This window comes from Shewanella sp. SG44-2 (assembly GCF_014164215.1).
Lineage (GTDB): Bacteria > Pseudomonadota > Gammaproteobacteria > Enterobacterales > Shewanellaceae > Shewanella > Shewanella frigidimarina.
Genome location: NZ_JACJEU010000034.1, coordinates 1 through 20,576, shown reverse-complemented (window position 1 = coordinate 20,576; position 20,576 = coordinate 1). Strand labels below are relative to the sequence as shown.

Genomic DNA, 20,576 nt, shown 5'->3' with positions numbered 1-20,576 from the left:
GATAAAATCACCTGACGCAGTATTGTGTAACGTCAGGTGATATTCAATTGGAACCGTTGTTTAATGACAGGATAACTCCCATCCATTAGCGACTCGATGAGCACTTAAATACGAGTATTGCGTTCAATCGAACCTTAAGCGTGTGGTTTCGGATGACTAACCACTTCAGGAAGGATCTCATCAGATTCGAGCCTGAAAGGCTGAACATTATCAGGCAGTTTACTTTCGGTAATTTCAACAATGCTTGAACGATTCATGGTCACTTTAAAGCGAGCATATTCAGGTTGTTGCTTTCCGTCACGTAACACCGCAACCAAATTGACTTGATAACGACGCTCAACAGATTCATTGCTAATATTGCCTTCACTTTCTGAGTATATTTTAGCTTTTCCGCGCTCTAAATGGCGTGCAAAAGGCACTAAACTGAAATTCACTTGTTCTTGTATCTGTGAATAATCTGCCTCAAAGGGCTTATTGGTTACCTTAGTTGCAATACGATAATGCAGTACTTCCGAGTCCACTTTATTCTGGCTGTGGCGTTGCCTCATAATATCTGAAACCGCTTTAGGAATATCTTGGCTGCGCATAAATTCAAGCCAAACTAACTGCTTGGCCACCACTGTTTGAGTGGTGGTATCACGTAAAATACGGCTCCACCTTGGACGACCGCGTTGGATAAGGCGCCACATCGCATTACGAAAATCCTCTTTAAAGATTTCCCTGAAACCATAAATGACTGCTAACGTCAGTAGCAAGGTCAAGGTTAATCCATTAAAGAAACCTTGCGCTTTTATAATCAACGCCGATACCACTAGCATTACCAGCCCAGTGGCGACGCCAGTAACAAACTTCTTTAGCCCTACCCCAAGCGGTTTTAATTCTTCTTTTAATACTACGCCTTGTTGAATGAGTCGACGCAATAGCAACATCTTATTAGAAATACGGTTGGCGTCTTGCTGGGTTTGCATAGAGTTGTATTTACATACTTGCTCGCGGTAGTGATTTTCGTTACGACATAAGTTAAGTACTTTTTCTTTAACATCACTATAGTCAGCACTTCTAGGACTACGTGCTAATGTCTTTAATAACTGCTGTTCACAAAACCAAGACAAGTAGTTATCTGCATGCTCAAAATAAGATTTCCACTTAGGATCATTCGGTTCATTGCGACGAAACTTTTTCAATAGTTGCGTAACCACATCACAAAGTTCATCTAAAGCAGGATAAAACTCATTGAGATCAAGTTTTTGGTGTAGCTCTTTTACGTCAGTTTCAATGGCAACAGCAAATTGATAAGCGAATAAATTAAGGTATAAACGAAACTCTTCTAAGGTTCGTTTATTTAAACTGACGAAACGAGACTGAACTAATGGTAAATGCAGCCCTTTAGAATAATAAGAGCGACGTCCAAGAATACTACTGTGATAATAATCCTCTTCATCTAAGGTATGCGAACCAATGCCCATTTCTGTTGGCAAATAAAAATACAGATCAAATACCCGCTGATCACCAGGGCCCATTTGATGACTGAACTTAATTGATAACGCTTCTTCTTGTTTTACTTTAACTTTTGCCACTATATATTTCACACACCTTTTAAAATTGACACTGATCTACTATACCGCAAAGGGAATATTAAGCTAAAAGTTAATTTATTCAATCAAAATTAGTCTGAAGTATTTGCGGATAGTAACTGACAGGACCAGGTGTTATTACTTGGAAGGAATTTTAACGTTGCTTTGGTCAATGTCTGATCTAGGTCAATCACTTGAATCTTCTGAGATACACTAAAACCATCCTTAAAGTCAGGGGTAGTTATGCCATATTCGTTACGTAAATATGGATGTAGTCGACTGTTTTCTTGCCAACTGATAGGTTGTAGTGTTAATTCTAGATGATAAGTAAATGAGCCCATATCAACACGCTTGACCTTACCTAATAGATTAGCAATTTCAGTAACATCTGTTGAGGAATCAAGTTTATAAGTCAATTGAGCTTGATGATGATCAATGTCTAACATTAACCATAAATTGCTTTTATCAACCGTTAATAACGATTCTCCTTGTTGACTAAAATAGCCATCAGCATGGCAATTGAAATACCAAACATTATGGGTATTTGCAATACGATTCAGAACACTAATAGCAATAAATATGATAAGCAGAAAACTTAATACAAAAAAAAGCTTACCGCGTTTTGACCGCAGTAATCGGTGCATTTTAATGTGTATTAATCTAGCCACAAATGTGTACCTTTTGTAGCCATTGCTGGGTGATAAATGGCGTACTCATATCATCGATACTGACTTTAACGCTATTAACTAATGGTGTCGTTTCACTCGCGTCGGTCAATGTGAAACTCATATAATCTTGATTGGCAGACAGAGCAACGTGAATTGAATCCCAGCGAATATTATGACAAAGACGTAATTGCGATGATAAGCAGTCCGCATGTAATATGGCATCTTGCTGATTATTATTGCCAAATACAAATAGCTGAACAATATGCCCATCAGGGGTCAACACTTGACGCAATACATCGGCCTGGGCAAACTCCGGAGGGTTTAGCTTAGAGTAAACAAATAACAACACACCTAATAGAATTACAATAATAAACAGATACTGACCTAAAGATAATAGCCGCTCAGGTAGTTCCAATATTTTGGTACGCTTAGCGGTGGCTGTGGTATATAAAATCACCCCCTGTTCTGGTACATATTCAATAAGATTGGTATGGCGCTGACACATGTAATTGATAATTTTGCTGATAATATCGAGTAGTTCAGCATGGGATAATTGGTGAGGACAGTCGCCTGAAATAGCCACAGTTTCAAGCATAGATAAGGGAACAACTTGACCACGATGTTGGACTAACTGGCTCAAAACCCAATACTCGTGATCATTTAAATGCCACTGAGTTGCCGTGGTCTGATCGACCAACAAACGTCGTGTATTGTCGAACCAACAACATCCTATTTGCATCGCACTGTCTCAGTGTATCGACCGATACAAAAAGTATACTCTCAAAGTGAGAGTTGCATGGTTGTTAAGTCGGCTATCCTGTGGATAATATTGCATATTCGTGAACTAGTTCGCGAATATGGTGATTATTTGCGCAAGGTATAATTGCATGATAATGAATGTAGAAATCGCTAATTTATATCATTGTTGATTCGACCGTATTTGGAATGAGAAAGGTTAAAGCAAGGTAAATACAGGCCTAATAAGGAGTGCAGTTAATCAAGCAGGCAATAGTATAAATAGAGTCATCAATAGCGAGCATTTTAAGATAGAATCAACTCAATCAGTGATGAATAACGGTTGGAGGTATATTTTCAAGCGAGTTAATGCCGCGATTGAATAAGGCTACGGATTAACAGTGGCTCATCAGCAAGTGTTTCTGGTATACCAATAAGATAATATTACGGCTAACGGTCCATAAAAAAAGCTGGCAAAGCCAGCTTTCTGTTACTTACACTCAAGTTAACTTAAGGCTATTAACTTAAAATGCGTAAAGTAATGTCATGTTTGTTTCAGTGTCAGTACTTTCTTTGTCATCAAGCGGTTCACTGTTATAACGAACAATAACGGCAAATTTCATCGCTAGAGCACCAACGATATTTGCAGTTAATGACGTTTCAGAACGCGCATCTAATTTACTACCCCAATCGGCAACAAATTTCTGCTGGAACTTAGATGAATCACTGATCTTGGTTTGGAAATCAATCACCGCGTGAGCAACAACGCTGTCGTCGCTATCATAACCTTCTGCCAGTGCTGATTCTTCATCAAGTTGCTGATAAATATAACCAGGACCCGCCTCTGCTTTTAAAGACATTCTGTCGGTGTCAATAAAACGGTGACCATAACCAGCTGAAGTCGTTGAAGTGAAATCGTAACCCGTGAATGGATCAACTTCATAGTTAGTGTTAGCAAACAAATAGCTCACATCATTAATTTGATAGTCGCCTTGCACACCAAGGAAATAACGCTTTGCCGTCACTTCTTCTGTGTCTTCTTTGTATAATCCTTCAAACACATACTCGTTTTCCCAGTCACCTAATTCTTGTTTCAACGCTAGGCGCGCTTTAAACGAAGAAGTATCGGTATTACCTGTGGTTAAAGTCGCACCTAATTCTGCTTCACCAGCAAGAGTGGCATCACCTTCAACAAACTCACTTCCAGCATGTGCTGCAAATGGCATGGTTAGTGTAATTGCTGCAGTAAGTAGCAGTTTTTTCATGTCATTTCGTCCTTTATTTACTATTTACAAAATCTAATGGGGGGCATGCGCTTAAAATTCCCACGCATACTAACACTTTGATCGCAGAATTGAAAAATAGTCATCCCCTTAAGCGCTAAGCTACAAGGCTCTTAGATTGCCAACGGCCACTGCGCCAACGCCACAACATCGCCAACCCTCTAACCCATTCATCAAGCGCTAAAGCGGCCCAAATGCCCAGCAAACCAAACTCTAAGTGGATCCCGAGATAATAAGCTCCAGGCACCGCAATACACCACATTGAGAATAAGCCCATAAAAAATGGGAACTTGGCATCTCCACTAGCTCTTAGTGCATTAATCACCACTAAGTTAAAGGTTCTACCGGGTTCCATAACTAACGTGAGCACAAATAATTGCCCCACAAGGACAATAATGTCCTGTTCATCCGTAAACAGACCGACAAGATTAGGTCCCCATATTGCAACGAATAAAGCCACAATACTGGTCACAATCAAACCCAACTTTAATGCGCGATACATTTGGTGCTCTGCGGCTTTTAATTGCTTAGCCCCCACCATATGGCCAATGATAATTTCGTTACCAATGCCTATCGACAGGCCAAACAATAAGATAAACATACAAATCTGAAAATATAATGACTGCGCCGCTAAGGCCTTATCACCCATTAAGCCAACAAATGACGTGACTACCATAAATTGCAGCATCCATGAGACGTTTTCACCCGCTGCAGGCAAGCCAATGTGAAACACTTTTTTCAGCATGGCTTTATCTGGACGCAAAATACTCGGAATATGTAATGGTATTTTGGTATAGCGTACAAACAACACCATCATAATGCTCACACCCACTAGTCGCCCGACAACAGTACTAATAGCGACACCTGCTACACCCATTTGTGGCAAACCAAACCAACCATAGAGTAATAATAAGTTGCCGATAAAGGTGATCACATTCATCGATAATGTTACCCACATGGCTTGCTGGGTAAAACCATGAGCACGCATTCCCGCCGCTAAGCACATGGCCATTGCTTCAGGAATTAAACATAAACCGACAATTTGTAAGTACAATTTACCATCGGCCATAAGCTCGGCTGGTAAGTTCATTAAATTCAACATCATGGTTGAGCCGGTTAAAATACCTACCGCTGCGACCAAGCCAACTAAGAAATTGAATCCGATAGATGAATACACCACGGCACTGGCTGCAGTTTTATTATTGGCGCCTAAATACTGGGTAATGACAACACTAGCGCCAATACTAACGAAACTAAATAACGTAATCGCTAGCTCAAACACCATGTTACCTACAGACAACGCCGCCACTCCCTGATACGACACATGACTTATCATAAAGGTATTAATTGCTGCTGTTAAAAAGTGCAAAGCAAAGTCGACGAACAATGGCCAGGTCAATGAAAATAAGGATAAGGGAGTATTTGGCTTAACAAGCATATGAGTAATTCAACTATTAAGATGGCTAACAGAATAAGGTTATATCAGTAAGCGATGATGTTTAGGGTCAATTTTTTGAGGCGAGGATGATGCTCGATAGCGTTTAAAAAAACAACGCTTTTCGTTATTTATTGAAAAAAAATCAGCTCATTCGAAAAATGAGCTGATTTGTTATTCTAGCGTAAAACAGGTTTACATGATTTTAGGGTCAAGTTCACCAGATTGATAAGCTTTATACATTGCTTGCAGTGACTTAGGCTTAATTTTAGAGCCCATACCCGCACAACCAAATGCTTCATAACGAGTCGTACAAATGTCAGCCATCGCTTCCATTGATGCTTTCAAGAATTTACGAGGGTCAAACTCTGCAGGATGTTCAGCTAAGAATTTACGCACTGCACCTGTTGACGCTAAACGTAAATCGGTATCAATGTTCACTTTACGCACGCCGTGCTTAATACCTTCAACGATTTCTTCTAATGGTACGCCGTAAGTTTCTGGAATTTCACCACCATACTGGTTGATGATTTTCAGCCACTCTTGCGGTACAGAAGATGAACCGTGCATGACTAAATGCGTGTTAGGGATACGCGCATGAATTTCTTTAATACGGTCTATACGTAATACATCACCAGTAGGCTTACGACTAAACTTATAAGCACCATGGCTAGTACCAATCGCAATGGCCAATGCATCAACATGAGTATCGGCAACAAAACGCGCTGCTTCTTCTGGAGTTGTTAGCATTTGGTCCATGCTCAAAATGCCTTCTGCACCCACACCATCTTCTTCGCCTGCTTGGCCAGTTTCTAAACTGCCTAAACAACCAATTTCACCTTCAACAGACACACCACATGCATGAGCAAAAGCCACAGTACGACGAGTCACATCAACGTTGTACTCGTATGACGCTGGTGTTTTACCATCGGCCATTAACGAGCCATCCATCATTACTGATGACATACCTAACTGAATTGAACGCTGACAAATGTCAGGATCAGTACCGTGATCTTGATGAATACATACCGGAATATCCGGATACTGCTCAAGTGCAGCAGCCATTAGATATTTTAAAAATTGTGGGCGAGCATATTTACGTGCACCAGCAGATGCTTGCACAATTACAGGGCTGTCAGTCGCTTCAGCCGCTTGCATAATTGCACGCATTTGTTCAAGGTTGTTCACGTTAAATGCAGGGACGCCATAACCATGCTCAGCAGCATGATCAAGCAGTTGTCGTAGAGAGATAAGAGCCATTTTGTTCTCCATTAATAGGGTGATTACTCACCTAGGTCGCTATCGTTTGGACGGATTTTACACTCTGGCACAACCTACATCCTGTAGGTTATGACAGAGCATTTTTTTTATAATAATTATTATTAGGTTTTACGGTACAAATACTTGATGTGTGATCTAAGCGCCACGCTTTTCAAGCATTGCTACAGCAGGTAATTCTTTACCTTCTAAAAACTCAAGGAAAGCACCACCGCCAGTTGAAATATAAGACACTTTGTCAGCAATATTGTACTTATCAACTGCAGCTAGAGTGTCACCACCACCAGCAATAGAAAACGCTTTAGAATTAGCAATGGCTTGGGCAATACGCTTAGTGCCTTCGCCGAATTGATCAAACTCAAACACGCCTACTGGGCCATTCCAGACGATGGTTCCAGCTTGTTCAATAATTTTAGCCAGGGCTTCTGCACTGTCTGGGCCGATATCAAAAATCATATCGCTGTCGGTCACGTCCGCAACTGACTTTAATGTTGCGGCTGCTGTTGGGCTAAATTCGCTTGCTACAACAACATCTGTTGGTACTGGAATATCACCACCACGGCTTCTAGCATTTGCCACAAGACGCTTTGCTTCTTCAACTAAATCAGCTTCATACAATGATTTACCAACTTTATAGCCCGCAGCTGCGATAAAGGTATTGGCAATACCGCCACCCACAACAAGTTGGTCAACCTTAGTTGATAAGCTTTCAAGCACGGTTAATTTTGTCGACACTTTAGAACCACCAACTATCGCTACCATTGGACGAGCAGGGTTATCAAGCGCTTTGCCTAATGCATCTAATTCTTGTGATAATAATGGGCCAGCACAGGCAATCGGAGCATAAACACCCACACCATGAGTAGATGCCTGAGCACGATGAGCCGTACCAAATGCATCCATTACATAAACATCACATAATGCAGCCATCTTTTTAGACAGTGCTTCATCGTTTTTACCTTCGCCAACATTAAAGCGAACGTTTTCAAATACGACGACTTCGCCAACATTCACATCAACGCCATCAAGATAATCACTCACTAAGCGCACTGGGCAATCTAACGCTTTAGCTAAATAATCGACTACCGGCTGCATTGAATATTCAGCGTTAAACTCGCCTTCTGTTGGACGGCCTAAATGAGACATCACCATTACGGCGGCGCCTTTTTTCAATGCGAGTTGAATTGTTGGTAATGATGCACGTAAACGAGCATCACTTGTTACAACACCGTCGCTGACAGGTACGTTTAAATCTTCACGAATAAGCACGCGCTTATTTTGTAGATCTAAATCTGTCATGTTAATAATTGCCATAATTAGCAGTTCCTTTTTAAGTTAATACAAAGTCTTGCTGCGCAACGGGCTTAACCCATTGCGACATAATCTATTGATATTACCGATCTAACTTTGCTTGAATCATCGCTAAGCTAGTATCAAGCATACGGTTGGCAAAACCCCATTCGTTGTCGCACCATAATAATAATTTGACCAAGTGGCCGGCACTGACACGCGTTTGGGTTCCGTCTACAATACTCGAACGTGGATCGTGGTTAAAATCACACGATACCAGAGGCTCGTCAGTATAACCTAAAATACCATTAAAACTGCCGTTTGACGCACGTTGCAGCACACTGTTAATTTGCTCAATATTGACTTTTTTCTCTAACGTGACTGACAGGTCGATCGCGGTCACATTTATGGTTGGCACTCGAACAGAAATCGCCTCAAACTTATCTTTCATGTGCGGCAAAATACGCTCAATGCCTCGCGCTAATTTTGTGTCTACCGGAATAATAGATTGGCCCGCTGCGCGAGTTCGGCGTAAATCATCATGATAAGCATCGATCACTTGTTGATCGTTCATCGCCGAGTGAATAGTGGTAATGGCGCCACTCTTAACCTCAAAATGCTTATCCAATACGTCGATAACTGGGACAATACAATTAGTAGTACAAGATGCATTAGAAATAACGGTATGTTCTGCGCGCAACAAATCATGATTCACACCATATACAATGGTCTCATCAACATCTGCAGAAGAAGGATGGCTAATCAGCACTTGCTTAGCACCTGCATGAATGTGTGCTTCGCAAGCTTGACGATCAATTAAGCTGCCGGTGGCCTCATAAACAATATCGATATCAAGCTCTGCCCAAGGCAATAAATTAGCATCAGGTTGATTGAGTAACAAAATGCTGTCATCGCCGATAAGCAACTGATCACCATTTAGCTTAACGGTATGCTTGAAACGACCATGAGTCGTGTCGTATTGGGTTAAATGACAAATGGCTTCTGGCTTTGCCAACTCATTGATCGCCACAATTTGGATTTGTTGACGTTTTCCAGATTCGTACAATGCACGAAGTATTGAGCGGCCAATCCGGCCATAACCATTAATTGCAACTCGAATCATTTAGGGTCCAGAGTAATTAACCGAAGCACTTGTTATTTAATCAATTATGATAAAAACACTGATTAATAAGTGACTTAGCATATATTATTTTACGTGAATTAAAGACATAAAAAAACGGCCTACAATAGTATTGCAGGCCGTTATTATACAGATTAAACACCTAATAGATAAGTGTTTAATCTCAGTTGATTATCCTAAAGATTGGACAGTTTTTACTACATTATCAACAGTGAAGCCGAAATGTTTAAGTAAATCACCACCAGGAGCAGACTCACCAAAGGTGGTCATACCCACTACAGCACCATCAAAACCAATATATTTGTACCAGAAGTCAGCGTGTGCCGCTTCAACAGCAACACGTTTAGTGACTCCTTTTGGTAGTACAGATTCTTTATATGCTGCATCTTGCTTATCAAACTCGGTAGTAGAAGGCATAGACACTACCCGTACTTTTTGACCTAGTTTGGTTAGCTCTACTGCAGAATCCATAGCTAATTGCACTTCTGAACCTGTTGCAATCAAAATCACATCAGCAGTGCCTTGGCAATCAGACAGTACATAACCACCTTTAGCTACGTTAGCTAATTGCTCAGCGGTACGCGCTTGGGCTTTAAGACCCTGACGACTAAAGATTAATGATGTAGGTGCATCACGACGTTCAATGGCCGCTTTCCAAGATACAGCAGTTTCCGCTGCATCACATGGACGCCATACTGCCATATTAGGCGTTAAACGTAAGTTAGCTAATTGCTCAACCGGCTGATGAGTAGGGCCATCTTCGCCTTGACCAATAGAGTCATGGGTATAAACGAAAATGTTTTGAATGCCCATTAATGCTGACATACGTACCGCGTTACGTGCGTACTCCATGAACATCATGAAGGTTGCGCCATAGTTAATAAAACCACCATGTAACGACGCGCCGTTCATAATACCGCTCATACCGAATTCACGAACACCGTAATAGATGTAGTTACCGGCAGGATCGTCTTGAATACCTTTTGAACCAGACCAAAGCGTTAAGTTAGAGCCGGCTAAGTCTGCGCTACCACCAAGTAATTCAGGCAACATAGCACCAAAGAAACCAATGGCATTTTGAGACGCTTTACGGCTCGCAATACCTTCGGCTTTATCTTGGCTTTCTTGAATAAAGGCTTGTGCTTTAGCTTCAAAATCAGCTGGTAAATCACCTTTTAATACGCGACGTTCATATTCTGCAGCAAGTTCTGGGAACGCTGCTTGGTAAGCCGCAAACTTGTCATTCCATAATGACTCGTTAGCAACACCTTTATGTTTTGCATCCCAACCAGCATACACATCAGATGGGATTTCAAAAGGAGCGTGTGGCCAGTTTAAGAACTCACGAGCTGCTGCAATTTCAGCATCACCTAATGGTGCACCATGACAATCATGGCTACCCGATTTGTTAGGCGAACCAAAACCAATAATGGTTTTACAGCAAATCATTGATGGCTTATCTGTTACAGATTTAGCTTCTTCAATTGCTGCACGGATAGCATCTGGATTATGACCATCTACATCAGCAACAACATGCCAGCCATAGGCTTCAAAACGCTTAGGAGTATCGTCAGTGAACCAACCTTCAACATGACCATCGATAGAAATACCGTTGTCATCCCAAAATGCCACTAACTTACCAAGGCCTAATGTTCCAGCTAATGAACTGACTTCGTGAGAAATCCCTTCCATTAAACAACCATCGCCTAAGAAACAGTATGTGAAGTGATCCACAATGTCGTGTCCAGGACGGTTAAACTGAGCCGCTAAGGTTTTTTCAGCAATCGCCATACCAACTGCGTTACTGATACCAGCACCTAAAGGACCCGTTGTGGTTTCAACACCAGGGGTATAACCATATTCAGGATGACCAGGTGTTTTAGAATGCAACTGACGGAATTGCTTTAGCTCTTCGATAGGCAATTCATAACCAGATAAATGCAGTAAAGAGTAGATAAGCATAGAGCCATGACCGTTTGACAGAACAAAACGATCGCGATCGACCCAGTTAGGATTAGTTGGATTGTGCTTTAGAAAATCATTCCATAGCACTTCGGCGATATCAGCCATCCCCATTGGGGCACCTGGATGACCAGAATTGGCTTTTTGAACCGCATCCATACTTAGGGCGCGAATAGCGTTAGCGAGTACTTTACGAGATGACATGCTCTCTCCTGCTTGTTTGTAAGGTCTAACGGGCAATTGTGAAGCCATATTTTCCCCTACAAGGCGATGTGACGCAAATTAAAATTTCTCTCATTACATTTTATGTCTGTAATAAACGCCATTTTGCTTATATAAGGCATCAACACCGCTACATTTATTCACCATATAAGATGATCACATCACCAAAAAGTGCATTGATGCTGTGAGTAATTATTTATTGACAGTCGAGCACGAAACTAGCTTAACATCATTAAAACAAAGGTTTTAAGGTCACATAAAGCTTCCTAACCATGGCTAACATTGTTCAATTAATAGTACTAAAGTAGTTAAATTCGATCAGTAAAAACTATAAAAACCGATTTTAATCATAATGTTAATTAGCCTCACCGCTAAACACACTCCTTGTGAATAAAAAATATTCATGCACCACTGCACAATTCTCCAGTTAAATTCGTATAAAGGGGTGTTATCAGATTAGATTTCGACTAAAATAGACGTCTAGACGTATATTCAAATGCAACCAACGAGATTTTCCTATTATGGCAAAGCACTTGTTTACCTCTGAGTCTGTCTCAGAAGGTCATCCAGATAAAATCGCCGATCAGATTTCTGATGCGGTATTAGACGCAATACTTGAGCAAGATCCAAAAGCTCGTGTTGCGTGCGAAACGTATGTCAAAACCGGTATGGTATTAGTGGGCGGTGAAGTCACCACTTCTGCTTGGGTCGACATAGAAGAAATTACCCGTAAAACGGTACGCGAAATCGGTTATACCAATTCAGATATGGGTTTTGATGCTGATTCATGTGCGGTACTTAATGCCATAGGCAAACAGTCACCAGACATCAATCAAGGTGTTGATCGTTCAGATCCTGCAGAGCAAGGTGCTGGTGATCAAGGGCTAATGTTTGGTTATGCCAGCAATGAAACCGACGTATTAATGCCTGCACCGATTACTTACGCGCACAAATTAGTTAAGCGTCAGTCTGAAGTCCGTAAAGACGGCACACTACCTTGGTTACGCCCAGATGCTAAAAGCCAAGTCACGTTTGCTTATGATGATGGCAAAATCATCGGTATCGATGCGATTGTATTATCAACTCAACATCGTGAAGATGTGACACAAGCTGATCTGATTGAAGCGGTAATGGAAACCATCATCAAGCCGGTATTACCAGCACAATGGTTAAACAAAGACACTAAATACTTTATCAACCCTACTGGTCGCTTTGTGATTGGTGGCCCAGTTGGTGACTGTGGCTTAACAGGTCGTAAGATTATTGTAGATACTTACGGCGGTATGGCTCGTCACGGTGGTGGTGCTTTCTCTGGTAAAGACCCATCAAAAGTAGACCGTAGCGCGGCTTATGCTGCACGTTATGTTGCTAAAAATATCGTTGCTGCTGGTCTTGCTGACCGTTGTGAACTACAAGTGTCTTATGCTATTGGTGTTGCAGAGCCAACGTCTATTAGTATTGAAACATTCGGTACCGGTAAAGTATCGGAAGAAGTATTGATTAAATTAGTACGTCAACACTTCGAATTACGTCCATACGGCTTAACGGCAATGTTAGATTTGGCGCGTCCAATCTATCAGCAAACTGCTGCTTATGGTCACTTTGGCCGTGATATCTTCCCTTGGGAAGCGACTGATAAAGCTGAAGCACTTCGTGCGGATGCAGGTTTATAATCAGCCAGCATAATTATCGTCTTAAGCTAGTATCTGTATTAAGCTAAAACGATAAAAAATAAAACCGCCAACTGGCGGTTTTATTTTATCTAATTGGCGACACAATAATTCAATCTCAATATTTGATCTCAACATTTGGTCACAACAATGGCTCTGGTTATGTATCAACCCACTTGGCTAAACACAAAGATAACAGCAAACCACCAGCCGTCAACGGCAACTAACGCCAGTGCGATAAACAGCCCTGTGACTAACATTCCAGCCATTAACTTGCCAGCCATTAAACAGTGGTCTGCAATCAAGTTATTCTATCGTCAGCATATGCCTTATGCTCGGTTAGCTCAGAAAGAGTCTGTGGCTGTTATTCATCATCTTAGCTCATCCACTATTGATGGAACTGATGAAGTTGATATAAGTCAGCAAAAAATAATCGCGGCGATAAGAGTTAAACCTATTGGCCAATATCAATTAATCAATGGATTGTTGGTTCATCCTGACTACCGTGGACAACAGCTTTCAACTCAGTTATTGAAATTTATAGCGCCTCAATTAATCACTAAAAATTGCTTCTTGTTTGCTCATCCGTGGTTAATCGACTTATATCAACAGCAGCACTTTATCGTTATAGATCAACATGATTTATCAGCAATACCAGCAGACATCATTCAGTTGTATCGCCGCTATCACAGCGAACAACGGCCACTCGTGTTGATGCAGCTTAATGAACCCGATAAATAATCTAGCTCAATAATCCAGTTCAATAGCCTAATCCAATGAAATATATAAGCAAAGTTCAGACAAAATCAAATGATTTTGGAGACACTTAAAGTCTATTAAGCAGCAAGAAACGCAGCACTGGTAGTGTTGAGTACGAGGTTATTTAACCCGTTAACAATGATCGAAATGCGAACTTTCTATACACATAAACGACACTTGTTGCATTGTCATTACTGGCACTACTTTGACACTGATAGACGCTAAGTTAATCCGCTCGACATCGGTAAATAGTGTAATCCCTGCTTGATAATTATTGGTTACGCCACAAAATAGCCACATGTCTTGCCAGCGGACAAAATACCCCGATTGCTGCAATTGCGGATTATCTGGATTTTGTACATCCGCTTCAACACACTCATACAACTCTGTTGCGTCTGCCAACACCGCGGCTATCAGCTTCATATTGTCAAATGCAGACAGCCTTAAATCCAAGTAAGGCGAAAAGAGTGTGTCAAAGTTAGTACTCATCACGTTCCTCATAAATAATCACTTTAACAACTCCCATAAATGGCACTTACGTAATATTAGTCGTAGCCAACAAACAATAATCACGTTGCTCGAAACTGAATTGATCAATCTCTGTCATTGCGGCTTTTTGTTGATGGGCTGCCAACGAACGCGCATTATCAGCGGCAACATACGTCACCATAAATGGAAAGGTATCCGCTACTTGTTTCTTTAATTCTGTAACCAATGCAGAAAACACTCCCTGGCCACGTTTTGATTCTTGTATCCAAACGGGTCCATATTGACAAGTGTTAGTCGTCGATAAAGCTTGCCCTTGTAAATCGGCAAACTTAAGTTTTTGAATAATATGTCGGTACAATGGTTGCGCGGAAAAAAATGACCATTTCGCTGCCATCACATACCCAATGATCACCCCTTGCTCTTCAGCTACGATAAACCAATGTTGATTTATCAACTGGCTCACCTCTGATTTGGTAAATGAATGAGCATGAAGTTGGCTGTTTGAACCTAACAACTCATCATCAACATGAGCACGCTCTAGCTGCACAATAGCAGCAACATCGGTTAATAACGCCTTACGGATAATAAATGACAATGATTATTCCTTTGACCCTGAATTGGGAGATTGTTTCTTAGCCCATTCTATCACTAGCGCAACAGGCAGCGGAGACATAATTAATGTTCCCACGCCAATGAGTAACGCAATGACCAACATTCCACTGACTTGTTGACCTATATCACTTTGCCAATATAAGCCGATGCCCACCAGCAACATAATTAAACCGACGAAATGCAACACTTTAACTAATTTGATCATTTGCGACTCTTTGATACGTTAAATAATGTTCATTAATCCAAAACATTAGAATTATTTACGCTCTTATTCACACTCAAGTAGTAGAATAACGGCAATTTTTTCGTATATGGAACTCTCTCAACATGATAAAGCATATTCTCGGCGCCACTGTTATATTTTTAGGCCTTAGTGCTTGTCAAAGCCATACTCAAATTGTCTCAAATGAACAATTAATTGGTACTTGGCATGTAGAAGTCGTCCTCGACACACCTACCATTAATAATAGCCCAGCAACTTTAGTGTTTGCTCCAAACGGTGAATTAACAGGTAATAATAGTTGTAATCAATTTTTTGGTCGTTACATCCAACAAGGTCATCTGCTTCAACTTGCGCCATCAGGTTCAACCATGAAAGCCTGCATTGATAGTTTAATCACCCAAGAAGCCGAACTGATGCAAGCGATTTCATTGGTACAACAAGTTGATTTCTCTAAAGGAAAACTCAATCTATTGTCTTTAAATGGTGATACGCTATTAGTGCTGACAAAACAATCGTTACCCGTATCCTAAAGCTTATGGTTCAGATGAGTCGCCGGATGAGTTATTAGTGTCAGTTTAAAGTTCCACTACAAAATGAATTTTTATTCAATAAATCTGATTCTTTCTTGACTTAATAAGTCAATCTATTCAAAATGTGCTAGATTTTTGAATAACAACTATAAGATGAATTATCACTATGCCAGCGACAAGAAATCAGGATGAGCTCGTACGAACTTTTAAAGCGATTCTCAAAGAAGAACGTTTTGGAAGCCAAAGCGAGATTGTTAATGCGCTTCAAGCCGAAGGATTCGGTAATATTAATCAATCTAAAGTATCACGCATGCTCAGCAAATTTGGTGCTGTTCGCACTCGCAATGCTAAGCAAGAGATGGTGTATTGCCTCCCTGCCGAGCTAGGTGTACCTACTGCAGGTAGCCCAGTTAAAAATTTAGTACTGGATGTTGATCATAACCAAGCCATGATCGTGGTCAGAACTAGCCCAGGTGCAGCGCAATTAATCGCCCGTTTGCTCGATTCAATAGGCAAACCAGAAGGGATATTAGGTACTATTGCTGGTGATGACACAATTTTTATCTGTCCAGCAAGTATTAAAACGATTGATGAGACATTAGAAACCGTTAGATCTTTATTCAACTATAGTGAATAAAAACTCATTAAAATAAAAAAGCAATGCCATGGCATTGCTTTTTTATTGCCTAAAACGGGCTTTTACGCATCGTCAAATTGAGTTAAAAAATCCAATGATGGCACAAAGAAAGACGACCCTGTCAGCGCTTTAGTAAACAACATCAAATGATCATGATTCCCATGACCATCACCGTGCACCATACTGCGCAGCATTTGTTCGAAGTGATCAGGTGTACGGCATACTGAAATAAACATCAAACCTTGTTCTCTAATCGAACCATATGGCATGCTTTGACGTAAAATTTCTAATGAGTTACCGTGTGGATCTTTTAAGTTAACTCGTTTTGTGTGGCTGGTTAATGGTTTATCTTCTGATTCATACTCAATATCATCAACTTTGGTACGACCAAAAATATCTTCTTGTTTTTTAAGCGGTAAACGATGCCACTTACTTAAGTTATGCATGTATTTTTGAACATGAACATAACTACCTGAGACAAATTCTTCATCTTCATCACCGACAAGCGCAACTTGTTGACGATGGCGTCCTTTAGGGTTTTCTGTACCATCAACAAAACCAGTTAAGTCACGGCTGTCCATAAAGCGAAAGCCGCGTTCTTCATCGACTAACTCGACCAAATCTTCAAACATTTGGTTAATTTCATTGGCGACGAGGTGCAAAATATCATAGCGATCACAACGGATATGAATAAACAAATCATATTCCATTGCTGGTGCATCACGGTTACCTTCACTCATGGCAGGAAAAGGTTTTAATAATGCTGGGCGAGCTTCTGGATAAAAGGTATCCCAAAAATTAGCGCCAATCCCCACAAAGCCATTAAAAGCACTGTCGGCATATTGATCCGTGAGTTCATAAATATATTGGGCTACATTAGCAATAGATGGGCGTAACTGATCTTCAACACCGTCGTTGGCATTAAACATCAAGTACACACTGTGTAAATTCCCTTCTGCGCAAATCCCTAACTGTTCACGAGGCATAACTTGGTTACCCATATTAACTTCATCCACCTTAATACTATATTTCGGCCTAAACGGTGATAATTTAACGCTTTGATACGACTAGAGAACGATTAACATCTCTCATCAGTTAAGCTGATCATTAGCTTAACTTAATCAAATGTAAATTACTTGAAGTGTACTCACATTTAGCCAGCTTGTAATATCTATTGTACTCATATTCGTGCAGATAACAGCTTGACCATTCATTGCAATTATTGACTAGCTCACTAAAGTTAGAGATCAAAAAATAAAACCTAACCAGCTATTTAGCTTATTTTGCCCCGAACTAAGATTAAGATGACAGCATTGATAGTTAATTAAAAATCACCAGTGGATGCGCTGTAATATTTATATCCACTCGTTGACCTGCCATTAATGTTGTTAATTGGCTACTAACATTCAAAATATCAGCGCCAATTTGGACTTGATAATGGCATAACGTACCAAGAAAATGCCTTTCTACAATGCACCCTCGGCCATTGATGCTAGGATGTAATTCAATTTGCTGTGGTCTCAATAATAATTGCCCTTGGCTGCCAATAGGCAAAGACAATGCTTCTGTGCTGCTAAGATCGCCCAAGGAATAGTGCACTTGATGGCTGGAGGTAACCGTAACAGGTAAGTAATTACCCGCCCCTAAAAAATCGGCAACGTAGCGATCAGTTGGTGCACTGTATAAGGTTTCGGCTTTACCATGTTGAATAATGGCGCCATCTTTAAATAAAGCCAGTTTATCTGCAAACACAAATGCTTCATCTTTACTGTGAGTCACAAACACGGCACTAACATTACGTTGTTTTAATATGGCGCGAATTTCTAACATCATATCGTTACGGACTTGCGCATCGATATTAGAAAACGGTTCGTCTAACAATAATAATTCTGGCTGATATGCCAATGCACGCGCAATCGACACTCGTTGCTGTTGACCACCAGATAATTCATGTGGGTAACGAGACGCCAACCCGGTTAATTTAACCAGCTCGAGCATTTCTTCTAATCGAGCTAACCGCACAGTACGATTGAGTTCATTAACCCCAAATAAAATATTGTCTGCCACGGTTAAGTGCGGAAATAAGGCATAATCTTGAAATATCATTCCAACACCACGCTGCTCACTCGCAACAAACACACCATCACCACTCAACGTTTGCCCATTGATGCTGATGCTACCTTGGCTAATGGCTTGTAAACCCGCAATCGCACGCAGTAGTGTGGTCTTGCCGCAACCGCTGGGGCCTAATAATGCGACAATTTCGCCTTGCGCCAGGGTAAGATCTAAATGGCGCAACACCACTTGACCGTCATAATCACTACACACATTTTCAATGGTTAAGGTTGACATAATTAGCCTTGTTGCTCCAATGAGCGATTAAGATAAATCAAGGGAACAAGCCCAACTAACACAATAACAATAGCAGCCAATGCGCCATGTTCTAGTTTTTCATCTGACACAAATTGGAAAACATAAGTCGCTAAGTTTTCAAATCCTATAGGACGCAATAATAACGCTGCGGGTAATTCTTTCATACTTTCAATAAACACTAACAAAGCACCAGCAAATATCCCTTTGCGCAATAAAGGTAAATGTACTCGCCATAGTAACTGAGTAGGCGTTCGCCCAAGGGTAATGCAAGCCATGTCTAAAGAAGGGGAAATACGCTTATAACTGTTTTCTAAACTGCCGATGGATATTGCAATAAAACGAACACAAAAAGCAAAAATCAATGCGAAAACACTGCCAGTCAGTAATAAACCTGGGCCTCGGGCGCCAAACCAATCGTAAATATCGTTAATTGCAAAGTCGATAAACGTCAGCGGTACCAAAACACCAATCGCCAACACTGTACCCGGTAAAGCATAACCAGTGCTGCTCAATCTTGCGGGAATCTGATCACTTTTTCGCGGACTCACACGGCGCACAAACATCAGTATCAATGATAAAACCACGCACACACCACTAACAATAGCGGCAATATATAAACTGTTTAGACTGTATTGCCAAAAACGAACATCCCAACTCTCATTGAAATAATCAATAGCATAGGCACACAACACCATAAAGGGCAGCAAAAAGGCAATAAACAACAATAATGCGCAATATCCTAGTGCGACCCAAGCCATTTTCGATGACAACACATATCTGTCAGCTTCGTTGAGGGAGGATTGTTTTTGAAATAATTGCTGTTTACGACGAGCAAACCGCTCAACGCCAATCATAGAAAATACCACCAACAGCATAATGGCTGACAGCTTTGCTGCCGCCGTTAAACTGCCATAGCCAAGCCACGTGTCGTAAACTGCTGTCGTTAATGTTGGTACGGCAAAATAACTCACGGTGGCAAAGTCTGCTGCGGTTTCCATTGCAACAAGTGCCACGCCGACAGCCAAAGCAGGTCTTGCCATTGGCAGTGCAAGACGCCAAAAACTGCGCCACGGACTGCATCCCATTACACGCGATGCGTATAATAAACTGGAAGACTGCTCCATAAACGCAGTACGCGCTAATAAATAAATATAAGGAAATAATACTAACGACAATATTATCGCTGCCCCGCCAAGACTACGTATCGCGGGGAAATAATAATCGTGGGGAGATTGCCAGCCAAACCAAGCCCTTAATACACGTTGCACTGGACCTGCATAATCAAGCATATCGGTATAAACATACGCCACAATGTAGGCTGGCATCGCTAATGGAAGAAGGAGTAACCATTGAAAATAACGGCGAAAGGGAAAATCACAACGGGCAATTAACCAAGCAGCTGGAATCGCTAAAACCAGTGTTCCAAGTCCAACCAACAACATGAGCAATAAACTATTGGCGATGTATGTCGGTAATACTGTATTGAATAAATGGCTAAATACAGCTTGATCAGGAAGAGTGGACTGCACAATTAAGGCAATCAGTGGCAAGATTAATATTGCCGTAATAATATAACCAGCAAGCGACCAGCTTCTGGTTAAACCTAAAATCATAAATAATACCGAGTTAACTCAACGCACTATCGATAAATCTGTAAATCTGTAAATCTGTAAATCTGTAAATCTGTAAATCTGT

The 20,576-nt window shown here is 40.9% G+C and carries 19 protein-coding genes; 4 read left to right on the top strand and 15 right to left on the bottom strand.

What is annotated here, in order from left to right; translation table 11 throughout:
* Nucleotides 1–134: 134 nt before the first annotated feature.
* From H5181_RS18210 to tkt, 9 genes are all read right to left on the bottom strand, one after another.
* Nucleotides 135–1,577: a hypothetical protein gene (locus H5181_RS18210; RefSeq protein ID WP_011636142.1), complete on the bottom strand. Its 1,443-nt coding sequence runs from the start codon at nucleotides 1,575–1,577 to the stop codon at nucleotides 135–137.
* A gap of 89 nt (nucleotides 1,578–1,666) precedes the next feature.
* The gene (locus tag H5181_RS18205; RefSeq protein WP_182751686.1) at nucleotides 1,667–2,242 is read right to left on the bottom strand and encodes a hypothetical protein; all 576 of its coding nucleotides are present in this window, start codon (nucleotides 2,240–2,242) and stop codon (nucleotides 1,667–1,669) included.
* On the bottom strand, nucleotides 2,235–2,882 hold the full coding sequence (locus H5181_RS18200; RefSeq protein ID WP_123777948.1) for a hypothetical protein: 648 nt from the start codon (nucleotides 2,880–2,882) through the stop codon (nucleotides 2,235–2,237). The genes H5181_RS18205 and H5181_RS18200 overlap by 8 nt, the downstream gene beginning before the upstream one ends.
* Before the next feature lie 619 nt (nucleotides 2,883–3,501).
* Nucleotides 3,502–4,242 carry a DUF481 domain-containing protein gene (locus H5181_RS18195; protein ID WP_011636139.1) on the bottom strand — a complete coding sequence of 247 codons (741 nt, stop codon included), beginning with the start codon at nucleotides 4,240–4,242 and terminating at the stop codon, nucleotides 3,502–3,504.
* Between the two features lie 115 nt (nucleotides 4,243–4,357).
* Entirely contained in the window at nucleotides 4,358–5,698 is a 1,341-nt protein-coding gene (locus H5181_RS18190; RefSeq protein ID WP_011636138.1) for an MATE family efflux transporter, read from the bottom strand.
* 192 nt (nucleotides 5,699–5,890) lie between these two features.
* A complete protein-coding gene (gene fba / locus H5181_RS18185) occupies nucleotides 5,891–6,955 on the bottom strand; it encodes a class II fructose-bisphosphate aldolase (protein WP_011636137.1) in 1,065 nt (354 codons plus the stop codon).
* Nucleotides 6,956–7,111: 156 nt separating this feature from the next.
* Nucleotides 7,112–8,287, bottom strand: a complete 1,176-nt coding sequence (locus H5181_RS18180) for a phosphoglycerate kinase (RefSeq protein WP_011636136.1) — start codon at nucleotides 8,285–8,287, stop codon at nucleotides 7,112–7,114.
* 79 nt (nucleotides 8,288–8,366) lie between these two features.
* The gene (epd, locus tag H5181_RS18175) at nucleotides 8,367–9,386 is read right to left on the bottom strand and encodes an erythrose-4-phosphate dehydrogenase (protein ID WP_011636135.1); all 1,020 of its coding nucleotides are present in this window, start codon (nucleotides 9,384–9,386) and stop codon (nucleotides 8,367–8,369) included.
* A gap of 189 nt (nucleotides 9,387–9,575) precedes the next feature.
* Nucleotides 9,576–11,570, bottom strand: coding sequence for a transketolase (gene tkt / locus H5181_RS18170; RefSeq protein WP_102037803.1), 1,995 nt, complete (start codon nucleotides 11,568–11,570; stop codon nucleotides 9,576–9,578).
* A gap of 539 nt (nucleotides 11,571–12,109) precedes the next feature.
* Between tkt and metK the strand changes: the two genes are divergently transcribed.
* Both metK and H5181_RS18160 read left to right on the top strand, forming a co-directional pair.
* On the top strand, nucleotides 12,110–13,261 hold the full coding sequence (gene metK / locus H5181_RS18165; RefSeq protein WP_011636133.1) for a methionine adenosyltransferase: 1,152 nt from the start codon (nucleotides 12,110–12,112) through the stop codon (nucleotides 13,259–13,261).
* Between the two features lie 147 nt (nucleotides 13,262–13,408).
* Nucleotides 13,409–13,999: a GNAT family N-acetyltransferase gene (locus H5181_RS18160; protein WP_102036212.1), complete on the top strand. Its 591-nt coding sequence runs from the start codon at nucleotides 13,409–13,411 to the stop codon at nucleotides 13,997–13,999.
* Between the two features lie 150 nt (nucleotides 14,000–14,149).
* Here the strand turns inward: H5181_RS18160 and H5181_RS18155 are convergent, their stop codons facing one another.
* The 3 genes from H5181_RS18155 to H5181_RS18145 are packed head-to-tail and all read right to left on the bottom strand — an operon-like array spanning nucleotide 14,150 to nucleotide 15,323.
* Entirely contained in the window at nucleotides 14,150–14,506 is a 357-nt protein-coding gene (locus H5181_RS18155; protein WP_102036211.1) for a hypothetical protein, read from the bottom strand.
* A 46-nt stretch (nucleotides 14,507–14,552) separates the two neighbouring features.
* Entirely contained in the window at nucleotides 14,553–15,101 is a 549-nt protein-coding gene (locus tag H5181_RS18150) for a GNAT family N-acetyltransferase (protein ID WP_011636130.1), read from the bottom strand.
* A gap of 3 nt (nucleotides 15,102–15,104) precedes the next feature.
* Nucleotides 15,105–15,323 (bottom strand): hypothetical protein, encoded by a 219-nt coding sequence (locus H5181_RS18145; protein WP_011636129.1) that lies wholly within the window; start codon nucleotides 15,321–15,323, stop codon nucleotides 15,105–15,107.
* Between the two features lie 122 nt (nucleotides 15,324–15,445).
* Here H5181_RS18145 and H5181_RS18140 point away from each other — a divergent pair, with 122 nt between their 5' ends.
* Together H5181_RS18140 and argR are read left to right on the top strand one after the other, a co-directional pair.
* Entirely contained in the window at nucleotides 15,446–15,871 is a 426-nt protein-coding gene (locus H5181_RS18140; protein ID WP_102036210.1) for an META domain-containing protein, read from the top strand.
* 166 nt (nucleotides 15,872–16,037) lie between these two features.
* On the top strand, nucleotides 16,038–16,508 hold the full coding sequence (gene argR, locus H5181_RS18135; RefSeq protein WP_011636127.1) for a transcriptional regulator ArgR: 471 nt from the start codon (nucleotides 16,038–16,040) through the stop codon (nucleotides 16,506–16,508).
* A 62-nt stretch (nucleotides 16,509–16,570) separates the two neighbouring features.
* Here argR and H5181_RS18130 read toward each other — a convergent pair whose 3' ends face one another.
* The 3 genes from H5181_RS18130 to H5181_RS18120 all read right to left on the bottom strand — a co-directional run bounded on the left by H5181_RS18130 (nucleotide 16,571) and on the right by H5181_RS18120 (nucleotide 20,494).
* Nucleotides 16,571–17,509, bottom strand: coding sequence for a Dyp-type peroxidase (locus H5181_RS18130; RefSeq protein WP_011636126.1), 939 nt, complete (start codon nucleotides 17,507–17,509; stop codon nucleotides 16,571–16,573).
* A gap of 319 nt (nucleotides 17,510–17,828) precedes the next feature.
* A complete protein-coding gene (locus tag H5181_RS18125) occupies nucleotides 17,829–18,860 on the bottom strand; it encodes an ABC transporter ATP-binding protein (protein WP_102036209.1) in 1,032 nt (343 codons plus the stop codon).
* A 2-nt stretch (nucleotides 18,861–18,862) separates the two neighbouring features.
* Nucleotides 18,863–20,494, bottom strand: coding sequence for an iron ABC transporter permease (locus H5181_RS18120; protein WP_011636124.1), 1,632 nt, complete (start codon nucleotides 20,492–20,494; stop codon nucleotides 18,863–18,865).
* Nucleotides 20,495–20,576 lie beyond the last annotated feature (82 nt).